General features: G+C 66.4%; 13 protein-coding genes. 5 read left to right on the top strand and 8 right to left on the bottom strand.

Features of this window, described 5'->3' with window-relative positions; translation table 11 throughout:
- Positions 1-41: 41 nt before the first annotated feature.
- Positions 42-548: a MarR family winged helix-turn-helix transcriptional regulator gene (locus ACX12D_RS33500; protein ID WP_459375233.1), complete on the top strand. Its 507-nt coding sequence runs from the start codon at positions 42-44 to the stop codon at positions 546-548.
- Here ACX12D_RS33500 and ACX12D_RS33505 read toward each other — a convergent pair.
- The 5 genes from ACX12D_RS33505 to catA form a co-directional block, all read right to left on the bottom strand.
- Positions 498-1,283: a 1,6-dihydroxycyclohexa-2,4-diene-1-carboxylate dehydrogenase gene (locus tag ACX12D_RS33505; protein ID WP_459375234.1), complete on the bottom strand. Its 786-nt coding sequence runs from the start codon at positions 1,281-1,283 to the stop codon at positions 498-500. The two genes, ACX12D_RS33500 and ACX12D_RS33505, sit on opposite strands and share 51 nt — an antisense overlap.
- Before the next feature lie 37 nt (positions 1,284-1,320).
- Entirely contained in the window at positions 1,321-2,340 is a 1,020-nt protein-coding gene (gene benC, locus ACX12D_RS33510) for a benzoate 1,2-dioxygenase electron transfer component BenC (RefSeq protein WP_459375235.1), read from the bottom strand.
- 25 nt (positions 2,341-2,365) lie between these two features.
- Positions 2,366-2,902 (bottom strand): benzoate 1,2-dioxygenase small subunit, encoded by a 537-nt coding sequence (gene benB / locus ACX12D_RS33515; protein WP_459375236.1) that lies wholly within the window; start codon positions 2,900-2,902, stop codon positions 2,366-2,368.
- Positions 2,899-4,287, bottom strand: coding sequence for a benzoate 1,2-dioxygenase large subunit (benA, locus tag ACX12D_RS33520; RefSeq protein WP_459375237.1), 1,389 nt, complete (start codon positions 4,285-4,287; stop codon positions 2,899-2,901). The genes benB and benA overlap by 4 nt, the downstream gene beginning before the upstream one ends.
- 122 nt (positions 4,288-4,409) lie before the next feature.
- Positions 4,410-5,324, bottom strand: a complete 915-nt coding sequence (gene catA, locus ACX12D_RS33525) for a catechol 1,2-dioxygenase (protein ID WP_459375238.1) — start codon at positions 5,322-5,324, stop codon at positions 4,410-4,412.
- 196 nt (positions 5,325-5,520) lie between these two features.
- On the opposite strand from catA, the gene ACX12D_RS33530 reads away from it, so the two are divergent.
- The 3 genes from ACX12D_RS33530 to ACX12D_RS33540 all read left to right on the top strand — a co-directional run bounded on the left by ACX12D_RS33530 (position 5,521) and on the right by ACX12D_RS33540 (position 10,579).
- Positions 5,521-6,438: a LysR family transcriptional regulator gene (locus ACX12D_RS33530; protein ID WP_459375239.1), complete on the top strand. Its 918-nt coding sequence runs from the start codon at positions 5,521-5,523 to the stop codon at positions 6,436-6,438.
- A 175-nt stretch (positions 6,439-6,613) separates the two neighbouring features.
- On the top strand, positions 6,614-9,199 hold the full coding sequence (acnB, locus tag ACX12D_RS33535; protein WP_459375240.1) for a bifunctional aconitate hydratase 2/2-methylisocitrate dehydratase: 2,586 nt from the start codon (positions 6,614-6,616) through the stop codon (positions 9,197-9,199).
- Positions 9,200-10,105: 906 nt separating this feature from the next.
- Positions 10,106-10,579, top strand: coding sequence for a thioesterase family protein (locus ACX12D_RS33540; RefSeq protein ID WP_441640326.1), 474 nt, complete (start codon positions 10,106-10,108; stop codon positions 10,577-10,579).
- A gap of 30 nt (positions 10,580-10,609) precedes the next feature.
- Here the strand turns inward: ACX12D_RS33540 and ACX12D_RS33545 are convergent, their stop codons facing one another.
- A complete protein-coding gene (locus tag ACX12D_RS33545; protein WP_459375241.1) occupies positions 10,610-11,731 on the bottom strand; it encodes a tetratricopeptide repeat-containing glycosyltransferase in 1,122 nt (373 codons plus the stop codon).
- Between the two features lie 258 nt (positions 11,732-11,989).
- Between ACX12D_RS33545 and ACX12D_RS33550 the strand changes: the two genes are divergently transcribed.
- The gene (locus ACX12D_RS33550) at positions 11,990-13,240 is read left to right on the top strand and encodes a DUF1444 domain-containing protein (protein WP_459375242.1); all 1,251 of its coding nucleotides are present in this window, start codon (positions 11,990-11,992) and stop codon (positions 13,238-13,240) included.
- A gap of 30 nt (positions 13,241-13,270) precedes the next feature.
- On the opposite strand, the gene alkB is transcribed toward ACX12D_RS33550, so the two are convergent.
- Entirely contained in the window at positions 13,271-13,924 is a 654-nt protein-coding gene (gene alkB, locus ACX12D_RS33555) for a DNA oxidative demethylase AlkB (protein WP_459375243.1), read from the bottom strand.
- Between the two features lie 134 nt (positions 13,925-14,058).
- Positions 14,059-15,540 carry a flagellar hook-length control protein FliK gene (locus tag ACX12D_RS33560; protein ID WP_459375244.1) on the bottom strand — a complete coding sequence of 494 codons (1,482 nt, stop codon included), beginning with the start codon at positions 15,538-15,540 and terminating at the stop codon, positions 14,059-14,061.
- Between the last annotated feature and the right edge of the window lie 26 nt (positions 15,541-15,566).

Genomic DNA, 15,566 nt, shown 5'->3' on the forward strand with positions numbered 1-15,566 from the left:
TATATGCAGATACATTGAATGTATCTGCATATAATAGGAGCATGGATAAACAAAGACAAGCGCCAAGAACATTGCGCGCGGACGCCGCGCAAGTGCTCGGGTCGGATCTTGGCTGGCTCTCGCGCATGCTGGCTCGGCGTTTTACCGCCGAACTGGACCTCGCATTGGCGCCTGCCGGCCTGTCCAATACCCAGTTTGGGCTGATGTGCCTGATCGCGTCGGCGCCGGACGACACGCTGGGCGCGCTGGCGCTGCGTGCAGGCCTGAACCAGTCCACCATGTCGCGCAACGTGGATCAGCTTGCCGGCGCAGGCCTGGTCGAAGTCGTGACCGCCGAGAGTGACCGGCGGCGGCGCGCGGTCTGGCTGACCGAGGCCGGGGCGCTGTGCCTGGAGCGGGCCTTGGCGCTCTGGCTGCCGGCGAACCAGGCACTGTCGGCAAGGCTCGGGCCGGAACTGCTCGGCTTGCTGGGTGAAGGGGCAGGCAATGCGCCGCGCTCAGCCCAGGTCGCCGCCGCCGACGGGCAGGACGGTGCCGGTGATGTATGAGGCCTCGTCGGACGCCAAAAACAGAATCGCGCGCACCTGTTCATCGATGGTGCCGTAGCGGTGCATCAGGCTGGATGCCATGGTCTGGTCGACGATGCCTTGGTACCACGCGGCTTCCTGCGGGGTCTGCTCCGCCGTGTTGCGGGGCACCTTGCGCGGCGGCGCTTCGGTGCCCCCGGTGGCGATCGCATTGACGCGGATGCCGTCCTGCGCGTGCTCGAAGGCGAGGCTGGCGGTCAGGGCGTTGACGCCGCCCTTGGCGGCCGCGTAGGGCACGCGGTAGATGCTGCGTGTGGCGATGGACGAGACATTGACGATCACGCCCTGCTTGCGCGCGATCATGCCGGGCAGCACGGCGCGGCAGCACCACAGGGTGGGAAACAGCGAGCGGCGGATCTCGGCCTCGACCTGCGCTTCCTCGTATTCCTGGTAGGGTTTGGCCCAGATGGTGCCACCGACGTTATTGACGAGGACGTCGATGCGGCCATGTGCCTCCAGCGCCGCGCTGGTCATCAGGCAGGCGCCGGCATAGGTCTCCAGGTCGGCCTCCACGGCCAGCACCTGGCCGCCGTTCGCGAGGATTTGCGCGGCGACCTCATGCACCAGTGCCGAGCGGTCGACCAGCACCAGGCCGGCGCCCTCGGCCGCGGCGGCGAGCGCCACGCCGCGTCCAATTCCCTGCGCCGCGCCGGTTACCACGGCGATTTTTCCGCTAAAGCGCGCGTTGTTGTTCATGGCTTGTCTGTGATGTCTGTGATCCGTGGAAGGTGGGTCAGGTAGCGTTGCTGGCCGAGAATTTTTCGTAGTGGAAGCTGGCCGGCGTCACCCCGGCGTCCTGCAGCCAGGCGCGCACCGCGTCCACCATGGCAACGGGGCCGCACAGGTAGATGTCGACATCGCCGCCATTGAGCCAGTCCTGCTCCACGTGCTGCGTGACATAGCCCTTGCGGGTTTCGCTGCTGACCGGATCGAGCACGCAGGTGCGGTACGCGAAGCCGGCGAGCTTGCGCTTGGCTTCGTCGAGCTGTTCCAGGGCCACCAGGTCGATCTCATGCGTCACGCCGTACACCAGGCGGATCGGATGCGGGCTGCCGTTCGCGGCCAGCACGTCCAGCATGGACAGGAAGGGTGCGATGCCGGTGCCGCCCGCCAGGAACAGCACCGGGCGGGCCACTTCGCGCAGGTAGAAGCTGCCATAGGGGCCGGCGAAGGAAATGGGCTGGCCGGGCAGCGCCTGCTTGCTCAGGAACTCGCTCATGCGGCCGTTGGGCACGTTGCGCACCACGAACGAAGTGCGCGCGGCGCCGGGGGCGGAACTGAACGAGTACGAACGGGTCAGGCCGGTACCCGGAATCTCCACGTTCACATACTGTCCCGCCAGGAAGGTCGGGGCGGCGGTATCGCCGAGGTCGATCGAGAACCCGATGGTGGAGTCCGACAGCTTGTCCACCGCCGCCAGCTTGCCCTGGTAGCTGGTCACGCCGGTCTTGCAGGCGGCCGACGAGGCCGGCACCTTGATCACGCAATCGGAGCGCGGGCGGGTCTGGCAGGCCAGCACGTAGCCCTTGGCCGCTTCCTCGGGCGTCAGCGCGTCCTCGATATAGCTCGACGCCGGCAGGTCGTACTCGCCGGATTCGCACAAGCCGCGGCAGGTGCCGCAGGCGCCGTCGCGGCAGTCCAGCGGGATATTGATCTGCTGGCGGTAGGCGGCGTCGGACAGGGTTTCGTTGGCGGCGCAGGTGATGAAGCGGGTAACGCCGTCTTCAAACTGCAGAGCGATGTTGTATTCCATGGCGTGGTTCCTCCGGTGCGTCCGCTCAGATGTGATAGATGTCGATGACCTGGTTGATGTAGTCGTTCTTCAGCACGACGTACTTGTCCAGGATCTGCGCTCGCCCGCCGGCAAAGTCGATGACATAGCGCGACATGCCGAAGTAGCTGTAGTTGGTCTTGTAGCGGTGGCTCAGCGTGTGCCAGTTGAAACGCACCGTGCAGACGCTGCCTTCCTGGCGCTCCAGTTCAACGTTGCTGAGGTTGTGGCTGGTGCGCGTGTCCGGCATGGTGGCGCTGGAGCGCTCGGTCTTGATGCGGAACACGCGGTCTTCCAGGCCTTGGCGGTTCGGGTAGTAGATCAGCGAGATCTCGCGCTGCGGATCGGTCACCAGGGTGTCGTCATCGTCCCAAGACGGCATCCAGAACGCGGCATCCGGGTGATAGCAGGCCAGCCATGCATCCCACTGTTCGTCGTCAAGCAGGCGGCTTTCGCGGTAGAGGAAGGCCTGGATCTCGGCAAGGCCGATGGGTGCGGTAGGTGCGGTAGGTGCGGTCGTTGCGGTAGCTGCGGTCGTGCTCATGCTTCGCTCCCGGCGCTGCTGATCTTGCTGGCTTCGGCTCCCGTGGCCTGCTTCATCACGTCCAGCCAGTAGCGGTGCTGCACCGTGTACAGGCCTTCGTCCTCGGTCTTGACGCCGCTCATCAACGGCTTGAGGCCAATCTTGCGGGCGGCCTCGTCGGCGCCTTCCACCCAGTGCGTGGCGCCGCGGCACATGTCGTTCCATGCCACCGCGCTGCCGGCATAGCCTTGCTGGCAGGCGCGGAATTCTTCCAGGTCGTCGGGCGTGGCCATGCCGCTGACGTTGAAGAAGTCCTCGTACTGGCGGATGCGGCGCGCGCGCGCGTCGTCGGCTTCGCCCTTGGGCGCGATGCAGTAGATGGTGACTTCGGTCTTGCCAACCGACAGCGGGCGCAGCACGCGGATCTGCGAGCCGAACTGGTCCATCAGGTAGACGTTGGGGTACAGGCACAGGTTGCGCGAGTTCTGGATCATCCAGTCCGCCGTCTCGGCACCGCAGCGCTCGGCGAATTCATCGCGCCGGTTGAAGTTCGGCCGGTCTTCCGGGTTGGCCCAGCGCGACCACAACAGCATGTGGCCGTGGTCAAACGCGTAGAAACCTCCGCCTTGCCGGCCCCAGTTGCCCGCATCCATGGCCCGGATCTTGTCCTCGCGGGCGTTTTCCTGCTTGCGGTGATTGGTGGTGGCGGCGTAGTTCCAGTGCACGGCGGAGACGTGGTAGCCGTCGGCGCCGTTCTCGGTTTGCAGCTTCCAGTTGCCCTCGAAGGTATAGGTGGACGCGCCACGCAGCACTTCCAGGCCGTCGGCGGACTGGTCCACGATCATGTCGATGATCTTGGCCGCCTCGCCCAGGAAATCCTTGAGCGGCGCCACGTCCGGGTTCAGGCTGCCGAACAGGAAGCCGCGATAGTTCTCGAAGCGCGCCACCTTCTTCAGGTCGTGCGAGGCTTCCTTGTTGAAGCAATCGGGGTAGCCGGCACCTTCCGGATCCTTGACCTTGAGCAGCTTGCCGCTGTTGTTGAAGGTCCAGCCATGGAAGGGGCAGGTGTAGGTCGCCTTGTTGCCGCGCTTGTGGCGGCACAGCATGGCGCCGCGATGGGTGCAGGCGTTGATCAGCGCGTTGAGTTCGCCCTGGCGGTTGCGTGCGATCACGATCGGCTGGCGGCCGATGTAGGTGGTGTAGTAATCGTTGTTGCCGGGGATCTGGCTTTCGTGCGCCAGGTAGATCCAGTTGCCCTCGAAGATGTGCTTCATCTCGAGTTCGAACAGGGCCTCGTCGGTGAAGGCGCTGCGATGCAGGCGGTGGTCGCCGGTCTCGCGGTCTTCCACCAGGTAGTCGTCCAGGCGCTTCAGGGCCGGGCTGTGGTCCGGGTAAATGGGGATCATGAGGTGTCTCCTGCATCCGTGGCGGATGCGCCGGGCCGTGAGGGATCCTCAGGGCGGCCCTGATGTTGCTGCGTCGTTGCTGATGCTGTCGGAGGCGCCTGAGATGCCTCAGGCGCCGGGGCTTACGCGGCGGCGCGCGTGCGCTCCACTTCCGGTGCCGGCGCTGCCGCGCAATCGGCGTACAGGCGGAAATCGAAATCGATGGAGGCAAACGGCTTGTCCAGGCCGTGCTCGGCCAGTGCCCGCGGGGACTCGATGTGCCTGATCGCCGGCACCAGGCCCTCGCGGCTGGCAAAGGCAAAGTCGTCCCACAGGTATGCGTCGCCGTCGATGTTGATCTGGGTGGTCAGCTTGCGATGGCCGGCCGCGGACACGAAGAAGTGGATGTGCGCGGGGCGCCGGCCATGGCGGCCCAGCAGGTCCAGCAGGCGCTGCGTGGTGCCTTGCGGCGGGCAGCCATAGCCCATCGGCACGATGCTGCGGAACTGGTAGCGGCCCTGGCTATCGGTGGTGATGGTGCGGCGCAGGTTGAAGTCGGACTGCGTCTTGTCGAAGAACGAGTAGTTGCCGAGCAGGTTGGCATGCCAGACCTCCACCGCGGCGCCGGGCAGCGGCTTGCCGTCGGTGCCGAGCACCGTGCCCTGCATGAACAGGACTTCGCCCTGGCCATCTTCGCTGCCATCGTCCAGCCGCGCGAAGCCTTCGCTCGCGGGCGCGCCGGCGACATACAGCGGGCCTTCGATGGTGCGCGGCGTGCCACCGGCGAGACCGGCCTTTGCCTCGGCTTCATCCGCGCGGATGTCCAGGAAGCGCTCCAGGCCCAGGCCGGCGGCCAGCAGGCCAAGTTCCGGGCCGGCCTCGGCGAAGTACTCGATGCCCTTCCAGACTTCGCTGGCGCTCAGGTCCAGGTCTTCGATCGCCTTGAAGAGATCGGTGGTCAGGCGGACCACCACGCTTTGCACACGCGCATCGGCCTTGCCGTTGGCGGTGTCGAGGATGAACGCTTTCACCAGCGCTTCGATTTCCGGGTGCGTCATTTGTCTGCTCCTTGTCTCTGGTTTTCTATATGGGGTCCGTCTTTGCAGTGGCATTCCGCCAGGGCAGCGTGATTCGAATTAAAATGCCATAAAGGTATAAAAAGTCGTTGTCACAGCCTGATGCGAAGGATAGGAGTGCCAAAATCGGCGGTCCAACACTGTTTTAGTATTGGCTGAATACTCAAAAGGTATAGTCGTGGACTTGCGTCACTTACGTTACTTTGTTGCCGTCGCGGAGGAGCTCAACTTCACCCGCGCGGCCGAACGGCTGCATATCGCCCAGCCGCCGCTGAGCCGGCAGATCCAGCAACTGGAGGAGGGCCTGGGGGTGCAGCTCTTCGAGCGCAACGCGCGCCCGCTCAAGCTGACCGAGGCCGGGCGCTTTTTCTATGCGCACGCCCAGCAGTTGCTGGCGCAAGCCGCGGAACTGGAGTCGATGACGCGGCGGGTGGGGCAGATCGAGCGGAAGATGTCGCTCGGCTTTGTCGGATCGACCCTGTACGGCATGCTGCCCAAGATCATCCGGCGCTTCCGCACCGAGCACCCGCAGATCGAGCTGAGCCTGGTTGAGATGACCACCATGGACCAGATCGCCGCGCTCAAGCAGGGCACCATCGACGTGGGGTTTGGCCGCATCCGGCACGAGGACCCGAACGTGCGCCGGGTCGTGCTGCGCGAGGAGCGGATGATCGTGGCGCTGCCGGTCGGGCACCCGCTCTCGCTGGCCAAGCCCGTGCTGGCCCTGCACGACCTGCTGGGCGAAACCCTGATCATCTTTCCCAAGGCGCCCCGCCCAAGCTATGCCGACCAGGTGCTGGCAGCGTTTCACGACCGGGCCTTGCAGCCCGGGCGCATCCATGAAGCGCGCGAGCTGCAGATCGCGCTGGGGCTGGTGGCGGCCGGGGAGGGTATCTCGATCGTCCCGAGCAGCGTGCACGGCCTCAAGCGGGACGACATCAGCTACCGGGAGCTGGACGATCCCAACCTGGTTTCGCCCATCATCATGAGCATGCGCAGGCTCGACGAGACCGAGGAGATCCGCGCCATGCTGGACATGATCTACCGGCTGTATGAGGAGGAGAAGCTGGTTTTCCTGCCGCCGAGCCAGGAGTGATCGCTGGTGGCCTGATGGCGCCGGGGGAACTCTTGTATGCGGCCTGGCCTTGATTTGATTGGGTTTTCTGTTTTCAACTCTTATATAAGATATAAGACGTTTGACCCAAGGGGGCACTTTATTTTACAATCGCGGCACAACTGGTTTTTATAACCCTATCACCCCGCAGGTTCCCATGCTTGAAAACTATCGCGCCCATGTAGCCGAACGCGCCGCGCTTGGCATCCCCCCTCTGCCGCTGACCGCCAAGCAGACTGCGGAGTTGATCGAATTGCTGAAGTCCCCGCCGGCTGGCGAGGAACAAGTCCTGGTCGACCTGATCACGCATCGCGTGCCGGCTGGCGTGGACGACGCCGCCAAGGTCAAGGCCTCGTACCTGGCCGCCGTGGCGCTGGGCAAGGAAGCCTGCCAGCTGATCTCGCGTGCCAAGGCAGCCGAGCTGCTGGGCACCATGCTGGGCGGCTACAACATCTCCCCGCTGATCGAGCTGCTGGACGACGCCGAGATTGGTCCCGTTGCCGCTGAAGCGCTCAAGAAGACGCTGCTGATGTTCGACGCCTTCCACGACGTCAAGGAAAAGGCCGACAAGGGCAACGCCATCGCCAAGTCCGTGCTGCAAAGCTGGGCCGACGCCGAGTGGTTCACCAGCCGTCCGGAAGTGCCGCAAAGCCTGACCGTGACGGTGTTCAAGGTCACCGGCGAAACCAACACCGACGACCTCTCGCCGGCGCCGGACGCCACCACCCGCCCCGACATCCCGCTGCACGCGCTGGCCATGCTGAAGAATGCGCGCCCGGGCATCACCCCGGAAGAAGACGGCAAGCGCGGCCCGGTCAAGTTCATCGAATCGCTGAAGGAAAAGGGCAACCTGGTTGCCTACGTGGGCGACGTGGTCGGTACCGGTTCCTCGCGCAAGTCCGCCACCAACTCGGTGCTGTGGTTCACCGGCGAAGACATCCCCTTCGTGCCGAACAAGCGTTTCGGCGGCGTGTGCCTGGGCAGCAAGATTGCCCCGATCTTCTACAACACCATGGAAGACGCCGGCGCACTGCCGATCGAGCTGGACGTGTCGCAGATGGAGATGGGCGACGTGGTCGAACTGCGTCCCTATGATGGCAAGGCCCTGAAGAACGGCCAGGTCATCGCCGAGTTCACCGTCAAGTCCGACGTGCTGTTCGACGAAGTGCGCGCCGGCGGCCGCATTCCCCTGATCGTTGGCCGTGGCCTGACCGCCAAGGCCCGCGAGGCGCTCGGCCTGGCCCCGTCCACGCTGTTCCGCCTGCCGCACAACCCGGCCGACACTGGCCGCGGTTTCACGCTGGCCCAGAAGATGGTTGGCCGCGCCTGCGGCCTGGCGGAAGGCAAGGGCATCCGCCCGGGCACGTACTGCGAACCGAAGATGACCTCGGTGGGCTCGCAAGACACCACCGGCCCGATGACGCGCGACGAGCTGAAGGACCTGGCTTGCCTGGGCTTCTCGGCCGACCTGGTGATGCAGTCGTTTTGCCACACCGCGGCTTATCCGAAGCCGGTCGACGTCAAGACCCATCACACGCTGCCGCAGTTCATCAGCACCCGTGGCGGCATCTCGCTGCGCCCGGGCGATGGCGTGATCCACTCGTGGCTGAACCGCATGCTGCTGCCCGACACCGTCGGCACCGGCGGCGACTCGCACACCCGCTTCCCGATCGGCATCAGCTTCCCGGCAGGCTCGGGCCTGGTGGCGTTCGCCGCTGCCACCGGCGTGATGCCGCTGGACATGCCGGAATCCGTGCTGGTGCGCTTCAAGGGCAAGATGCAGCCCGGCGTCACCCTGCGTGACCTGGTCAACGCCATTCCGCTGTACGCCATCAAATCGGGCCTGCTGACCGTGGCCAAGCAAGGCAAGAAGAACATCTTCTCGGGCCGCGTCCTGGAAATCGAAGGCCTGCCCGACCTGAAGGTCGAGCAAGCGTTCGAGCTGTCCGACGCTTCCGCCGAGCGTTCGGCCGCCGGTTGCTCGGTGCGCCTGAACAAGGAACCGATCATCGAGTACATCAACAGCAACATCACGCTGCTGAAGTGGATGATCGCCGAAGGCTACCAAGACCCGCGCAGCCTGTCGCGCCGCATCCAGGCCATGGAAGCCTGGCTGGCCGACCCCAAGCTGCTGGAGCCGGATGCGGACGCCGAGTACGCCGCCGTGATCGAGATCGACCTGGCCGACGTGCATGAGCCCATCGTGGCCTGCCCGAACGACCCGGACGACGTCAAGACCCTGTCGGAAGTGGCTGGCGCCAAGATCGACGAAGTCTTCATCGGTTCGTGCATGACCAACATCGGCCACTTCCGCGCAGCCTCCAAGCTGCTCGAAGGCAAGCGCGACATCCCCGTCAAGCTGTGGGTTGCCCCGCCGACCAAGATGGACGCCAAGCAACTGACCGAGGAAGGCCACTACGGCGTGTTCGGCACGGCTGGCGCCCGCACCGAAATGCCGGGCTGCTCGCTGTGCATGGGTAACCAGGCACAAGTGCGCGAAGGCGCCACGGTGATGTCGACCAGCACCCGTAACTTCCCGAACCGTCTGGGCAAGAACACCAACGTGTACCTGGGTTCGGCCGAGCTGGCCGCGATCTGCTCGCGCCTTGGCCGCATCCCGACCAAGGAAGAGTACATGTCGGACATGGGCGTGCTGGCCACCAACGGTGATCAGATCTATAAGTACTTGAACTTTGACAAGATCGAAGACTTCAAGGGTGTGGCGGATACGGTGACTGTGTAAGCGGTATCGTTTTTCCCAGCCGTACGTTTGAAAGGCCCCCTTGTGGGGCTTTTCTTTTGTGGTTTATCGGCGGTGTTGGTGGTATTGGCGGTGTTGGTTTTTGCACCCAAGGGCCATACGACATCCCCCTGCGGGGGCTGCCGGTCACTCTTCTTTGCGTCGGCAAAGAAGACTAACGAGAAGAAAGCCGACCCTGCCGGGTGCAGAGCAATCGCGGGTGCTAGGAGTGCTGGTTTCGTCGTACGGCCACAGTTCTGCTGGCATCTGCCGGTACCGGGTTGAAGGGCCACGACGTTGCCGATTTCCGGGATGCGTGGTGCGGCCCCCGGTAGCGGAATCCTTGCCCGTTCGCCAATCTGCCGTTACCGGCACGAGGCACCACGAAACATCGCCCGTCAGTGGTTTCGTGGTGGGGCGGGCGCGGTGGTCAAGGTCTCGGGCAAGTCAACCCGGTGCCACCGCGCCCACGACGGAACCGGTGCGCCTGCAACTTCGTGGCCCGTCACGCCGCGAGCGACAGACGGCTTGAAGCACGTGATATCCGCTACCGGGGGGCTCACCACGCATCCCGGAAGCTGGCAGGTTCGTGGCCGGTCAATCCGGTACCGGCAGAAGCCCGCCGAAACTCCGGGCCGTACGACGCAACTACCGATATCCGAGAGCCTTATTGCTCTGCGCCCGGCAGGGTCGGCTTTCTTCTCGTTAGTCTTCTTTGCCGACGCAAAGAAGAGTGACCGGCAGCCCCCGCAGGGGGATGTCGTATGGCTCTTGGGTGCAAACGCCATCGCCGCCCAAAGAAACAGCGACCAACCCCGCGGAGGGGTGTCTTACGCCTGTCAGGTGCAAAAGCCAACACCGCTCAAAGAAACAGCGACAATCACTCACTCAGTTCCCCCCATCCCCATCATGGCCCGCCTAAATCTCGAATTCCCCGAAGACCAGTTCTGCTACTCCACCCACCTCACGGTGCGCGTGACCGATATCAACTCGGCCAACCACCTCGGCAACGACTCGATGATCTCGATGATTTCCGAGGCGCGGGCGCGCTTTCTGTTCGACCTGCGCACGGAGGACGAGCCGGATGCGCAGACCGACCAGGTGGGCATCATCGTGACCGACCTGGCCACCACCTACCGTACCGAGGCCCATGCCCGCGACCAGTTGCTGTTCGAGGTGGGGGTGATGGACTTCAACCGCTATGGCGGCGATATCACGTTCCGCATCACGCGCCCGGCGGACCTGGCGCTGGTGGCCATGGCCAAGTCCGGCTTTGTCTTTTTCAGCTACGAGCGCAAGCAGGTGGTGCCGATGCCGGAGGCGTTCGCGCGCAAGTTCCCCAAGGTCAACTGGGTGGACCGTGGGGCGGTCAAGGCAAGCTAAGGCAAGCTAAAGCAGGCCATGGCTGAATAGCTACAGCCCGTAGTAAGGCCGGTTCGACTGGATGCGCGTGCTTTCGGTGGGCGGGAAATGCTCCTCGATCAGCAGCTTTTGCAAGGCGGCCTTGCCTTGCGCCAGCGCGCCGACGTAGTACGCGCTGACCGTGAGTTCGTCGAGCGCGCGCCAGGCATAGACGGCGGCATCGACAAACAGGGTATCGGCCGGGCAGGGCATGGCTGCGGCCTGCTGGGCGTAGAGATGCGCCTGCGCGAACTCGCCGCGCAGCCGGTGGTAGCGGGCCAGTTCGCACAGCGGCTCGGCACGCGCGGGGCGCGCCTGGTAAGCGGCGAGGTAGGCGTCTCGCACGGCGCCGGGGGCGTAGGCCGGGTCTGCCGCATGCGCGGCGTCGGCGGCAAGGCGCTCGGTCAGCACGGCGATCTGGAACAGCGCGAACCAGCGCTCCTCCTCCCATCCACCCATGGCCACGCGCGCCTGGTATCGCTTCAGGCTGGCTTCCAGCTTGCCGGCGTCGCGGTAGCTCTGCGCCAGGTAGAAGCAGTAGCGCGCATTGGCCGGATCCTTCTGCAGCGCGCGCTCCAGCACTTCGATGTCGCGCAGGTAGGTCTGCGGATCCCGGGCGCGGGCGCCATCGCGCGAGACCACGATGGCGGGGCCGGGCAGGTGCTGCCAGGCGTGCGCCGGGTCCTGCGTCAGGTATTCGTGCAGCACGCCTTCCCAGCGCCAGGGCTGGCCCGCCTTGACCAGGGCGTTGCGCTGGTATTGCCAGCCGCCAAGCTCGCACTGGAAGCGATAGCCATCGTCGGCCAGCCGGGGCCAGCGGAATCCTTCTGGCATGCGCAGGGTTTCATCGGCATCGATGAACAGCACGTAGTCTTCGGCACCGGCCGCGCCCTCGGCGCCGGCGCGCGCCAGCGCCAGGGCCTCGTTGCGGTTGTGCGCGAAATCGATCCAGGGCCGCTCATGGAGCGCCCCGGGCAGGTCCCCCATGATCTTGCGCACCAGCGCCTGGGTGCCGTCGGTGGACCCGGTGTCGACGATCGCCCAGCGGTCGATCCATGGCTTGACGGACGCGAGGCAGCGGGCGATCACCGGGGCCTCGTTCTTCACGATCATGTTCAGGCAGATGCGCGTCAATTCAGGTTTCCTGTGATCCTGGGTTGGGGTGCGGCTGGGCCACGGGCGGATGTCGGCCCGGCGCCGCGGCGAGCCCAAGAATAGCGGAAAACATGGCAGCGCAACACCGCGCGGCAGGGCGCATGGCGCATGGTGGACAACGGCGAGGATGCCGAAACGCCGGGACATGGGGTAAGGTGTAAGCACTGTCATCCGGGCCAACATCCGGGCCAACATCCGGGCCAACCTCCCCGCCAGCATCCGGGCCACGCCATCGTCATGGGTTTCTTCGATTCGCTTTTCCTGCGCAAGCCGCCGCCGGATCGTTTCGCGGCGCTGTTCATTGCCGCTGCCCGGCGCCAGGGCTTTGAGGGGCGCCTCGATTTCAACGCGGACGAGTTCCGGCTGGAGCACGGGCGCAACGCTTTCTTCAACCTCCACAACGCCTACCGGGCGTACTGCGAGGCGCCTGGCGCGCAGCGCGACAAGGCGCTGCATGGCTTCGTGGCCACCTTGTGTTCCAGCGGGCAGGCCACGCCGGCCTTGCTGTCCGAGGCCGGGCCCATGCTGCGCCCGCTGATCCGCAGCCGCTCGCTGATCGACGAGATCCGGCTGCACCACTTGCGCACGGAAGGCGATCCTTCGACCTTTGATGTCGCCTACCTGCCCTTCGGCGAGGATTGCGTGATCCTGCTGGCGGTGGACTATCCGGAAACCACATCGACGCTGCTCAATGGCCCCTCCGCCTCCTGGCAGGTGACACTTGGCCAGGCGCTGCAGATCGCGGGCGACAACCTGCGCGACCACACCGGCGAAGCCTTCGTCCCGGTCGCGCAGGGCGTCTACCAGGGCGCCTGGAGCGACGGCTACGAGGCCAGCCGCGCGCTGCTGCCGGATGTGCTGGAGCGGGTACCGGTACGCGGCCGCCCGGTATTCATGATGCCAACCCGCGAGGTGCTGCTGGTGACGGGCGACCAGGATGATGCCGGGCAGCTGCGCATGGTGGAGCTCAGCCTGCAAGCGTCCCGCCAGGGCCGCACGATCTCGCCGGCCATGTTCCGCTACCAGCCCGGTGGCGTGGCGCACGCCGTGCCCACGGGGACCGAGGTGTTGCATTTCGTCCCGGCCGGCGAGGAGGCTGCACGGCACCTTGCCCATCTGGTGCGGCTGTACCGCAAGGAGGAATACGACACGCAAAAGGCTGCCCTTGACCGCCTGAACGAGCGCGACGGTGCCGATGTCTTCCTGGCCAATTACGTGCTCTATGGGCGGCAGGACGATCCGCTTACCGCGTTTTCGATCACCACCTGGACGTGCGGCGTGGATACTTCGCTGCCGCGCGCGGATCGCATCGCCCTGGTACGGCCCGACGCGGCCGATGGCGTGGGGCGGACGCGGGTGGTGGGCTGGCAGCAGGCGCTGGCCTTGCTGGGCGATCTGATGGAGCCGGAGGCGCAGTACCCTGCCAGGTATCGCGTCAGGGCGTTTCCCGACGATCGCCGGCTGGCGCTGCTCGATGAGATCGGCTGACGCTCGCCTGCCAACGCGCCCGGCGCGCCGTTAGCGCGTCTTGCGGAAAGTCAGGTTGATCCGCTCGCGGCCCACCAGCGCGTGATCGCCGTCGGCCAGCGGCGCAATGCCGTGGAACGCCAGCCTGGCCGGGCCACCCCATACCACCACATCGCCATGCGCCAGGCGCACGCGCAGCGGGCGCTCGGCGCGGGCAAGGCCGCCGAACAGGAACACGGCCGGCAGGCCAAGCGACACCGAGACGATGGGCGCGCGCAGGTCGAGCTCATCGCGGTCCTGGTGCAGGGAGAGCCGGGTGCCCGGCGCATAACGGTTGAGCAGGCACGCGTCCGGCCGGAAATCGGCAAAGCCGGCCGTGGCGGCCGCATCGCGCGCCAGCGCCAGGAAGGCATCCGGCATGCCAGGCCAGGGCTGGCCGCTGAGGGGATCGGCCGCTTCGTAGCGATAGCCGGTGATATCCGAAACCCAGCCAAATTGGCCGCAGTTGGTCATGGCCACCGACATGCGCAGGCCGCCCGGCGTGACAAGGTGCCGCCACGGCGCTTGCGTGGCAATGGCGCGCACGTTATCCAGCAGTGTTTGTTCATGCTCCCGTGCGAAGCCGCGCAGCACCACTGCGCCGGGCACGATGGGCTCGGCGCGGGGGGCGTCCTGGGGGAGGGAGTCGAACAGGTCGAAGGTCATGGCGTCTTGGCGGGCGGGGCGCGCCAGCCCTGGTGGCTGCGGTCCTGCTCTAAAACGACATGGTAAGCGCGAATGCGCCGGTCTGCGTGGCAAGCCCGGGCGTGTGCGCCCGAGCGTCCATCCCGCCCGCGCGGTCAGGCGAAGGTGTCGACCTCGCCGCGTGCGAGGGTGCGTGCCACCGGGGCCACGGGGCCGGCATTGACCGGGGCTGCCGGCATGCCTGCCAGCGTGCCGAAGCCGTTCTGCGCATTGCCCGGCTGGCGTTGCTGCTGTTGGCCGTTGCCGGGCTGGCCGGCAAAGCTGTCGGCGCCGACCGAGGTCTGGCCCAGCTGGATGCCGCTGTCGGCCAGCGCGGTGCGCAGTTGCGGCAGTGCGGCTTCGACCGCGGCGCGCACGGCGGCGTGCGGCGAGACGAACTGGGCCTGGGCCTGGTCGTTGACGACGTTGAGCACGACCTTGAGCGGGCCGAGGTCGGGCGGATTGAGCTGCAGCTCGGCGGTGTGGTTGCCCTGGGTCGACAGGCGCACCATCTGCTGGCCAAGCGCTTGCGGCCACTGGCCATCGCCCACGGGCGGGGCGATCGGCAGCGAGGTGGCCGGCGACAGGCCGCCGGAGGTTGGCGCCTGGCTCGCGGCCAGGCTGCCGGCTGCCATCAGCGGCGTGACGGCGGCGGGCGTGGTCTCGGTGCTGGCCGGCTCGGCGGCGCGCATGGCTGCCGCCAGTTGCATCGGGTTGGCCGGCGCGGCGGTGGTGGTTGCCGCGGGCGGGCTGTTCTTGCCGGCATCGCCAAGCTGCAGCGGGGCCTTGTACGGCTGGCCGAGCGAGGCGTCCTGCTGCCCCGAGGAGGCCTGGCCGTTGCCGCCTTGCTGGCCGGCCATGGCGGCCTTGAGGCTGGCGGCCAGGTCCGCGCTCGCCTTGGTGGCGTCGATGCCGGGCGTTGTGGCGGGCTTGTCCGTGGTTGCTGCCTGGGTGCCGGCCGCGGTTTGCGGCACGGCCTGCAGCGCGGCGCGCTGGGACGCGATGGTGGCCAGCGTATCGGCGGCGGCTGACGCTGTCGGTGCGCCCGCGTCGGGCGTCGCGGCCGCGCCGGTGGCGAGCGCCGGGTCTTTCATGTCTTTCAAGCCGGCTTGCGCGCCCAGGGCGGCTGTGCCGGGCAGTCCGGCCGAGCCTGGCAGCGCGCCGTTGGCTGCCAGCGCGGCAGGCTGTGCCGGCTGCGGCGTGAGCAGGGCGGCCAGCGCGGCGGCGGCGGACTGTGCGGCGGGATTCGCGGCCTGGTCCTCGGACGTCTCGTCGTCCTTGTCCTGGCGGCGTGATGGCTTGGTGGCTACCGTGCTGGACTGCGTGCCTGGCTTGGCGGCGTTGGCGTTCTGGCCGCCGGCGTCGTTGCGTGTGGCCGCGTTATCGGCGTTGCTGCTGGCGTTGCTTGCGCTGCCATTGCCGGCGTTGCTGCTATTACTGCTATTGCTGCTGGTGCGGTCGTCGTTGCGGGCGCGCGCCAGCGCATCGCCGAACCCTTGCTGCTGCGCATCGGCATTGCTGGTGTTGCTGGTGCTGCGCGAAGAGGCGGCTGTGGCGGCCGTGGCGGCATTGCTGACAATCTGGCTGATATCGATCATGTTCGGGCTCGGTCTGTCTGGGCGGC

The sequence above is a fragment of the Cupriavidus sp. PET2-C1 genome (assembly GCF_054515855.1).

Excerpts from the sequence above, each read along its gene's own strand:
- ACX12D_RS33550 (WP_459375242.1), top strand. The coding sequence starts at position 11,990 with ATGGGTTTCTTCGATTCGCTTTTCCTGCGCAAGCCGCCGCCGGATCGT.
- alkB (WP_459375243.1), bottom strand. The coding sequence starts at position 13,924 with ATGACCTTCGACCTGTTCGACTCCCTCCCCCAGGACGCCCCCCGCGCC.
- benC (WP_459375235.1), bottom strand. The coding sequence starts at position 2,340 with ATGGAATACAACATCGCTCTGCAGTTTGAAGACGGCGTTACCCGCTTC.
- ACX12D_RS33505 (WP_459375234.1), bottom strand. The coding sequence starts at position 1,283 with ATGAACAACAACGCGCGCTTTAGCGGAAAAATCGCCGTGGTAACCGGC.
- acnB (WP_459375240.1), top strand. The coding sequence starts at position 6,614 with ATGCTTGAAAACTATCGCGCCCATGTAGCCGAACGCGCCGCGCTTGGC.
- benB (WP_459375236.1), bottom strand. The coding sequence starts at position 2,902 with ATGAGCACGACCGCAGCTACCGCAACGACCGCACCTACCGCACCTACC.
- ACX12D_RS33540 (WP_441640326.1), top strand. The coding sequence starts at position 10,106 with ATGGCCCGCCTAAATCTCGAATTCCCCGAAGACCAGTTCTGCTACTCC.
- benA (WP_459375237.1), bottom strand. The coding sequence starts at position 4,287 with ATGATCCCCATTTACCCGGACCACAGCCCGGCCCTGAAGCGCCTGGAC.
- ACX12D_RS33500 (WP_459375233.1), top strand. The coding sequence starts at position 42 with ATGGATAAACAAAGACAAGCGCCAAGAACATTGCGCGCGGACGCCGCG.
- catA (WP_459375238.1), bottom strand. The coding sequence starts at position 5,324 with ATGACGCACCCGGAAATCGAAGCGCTGGTGAAAGCGTTCATCCTCGAC.
- ACX12D_RS33560 (WP_459375244.1), bottom strand. The coding sequence starts at position 15,540 with ATGATCGATATCAGCCAGATTGTCAGCAATGCCGCCACGGCCGCCACA.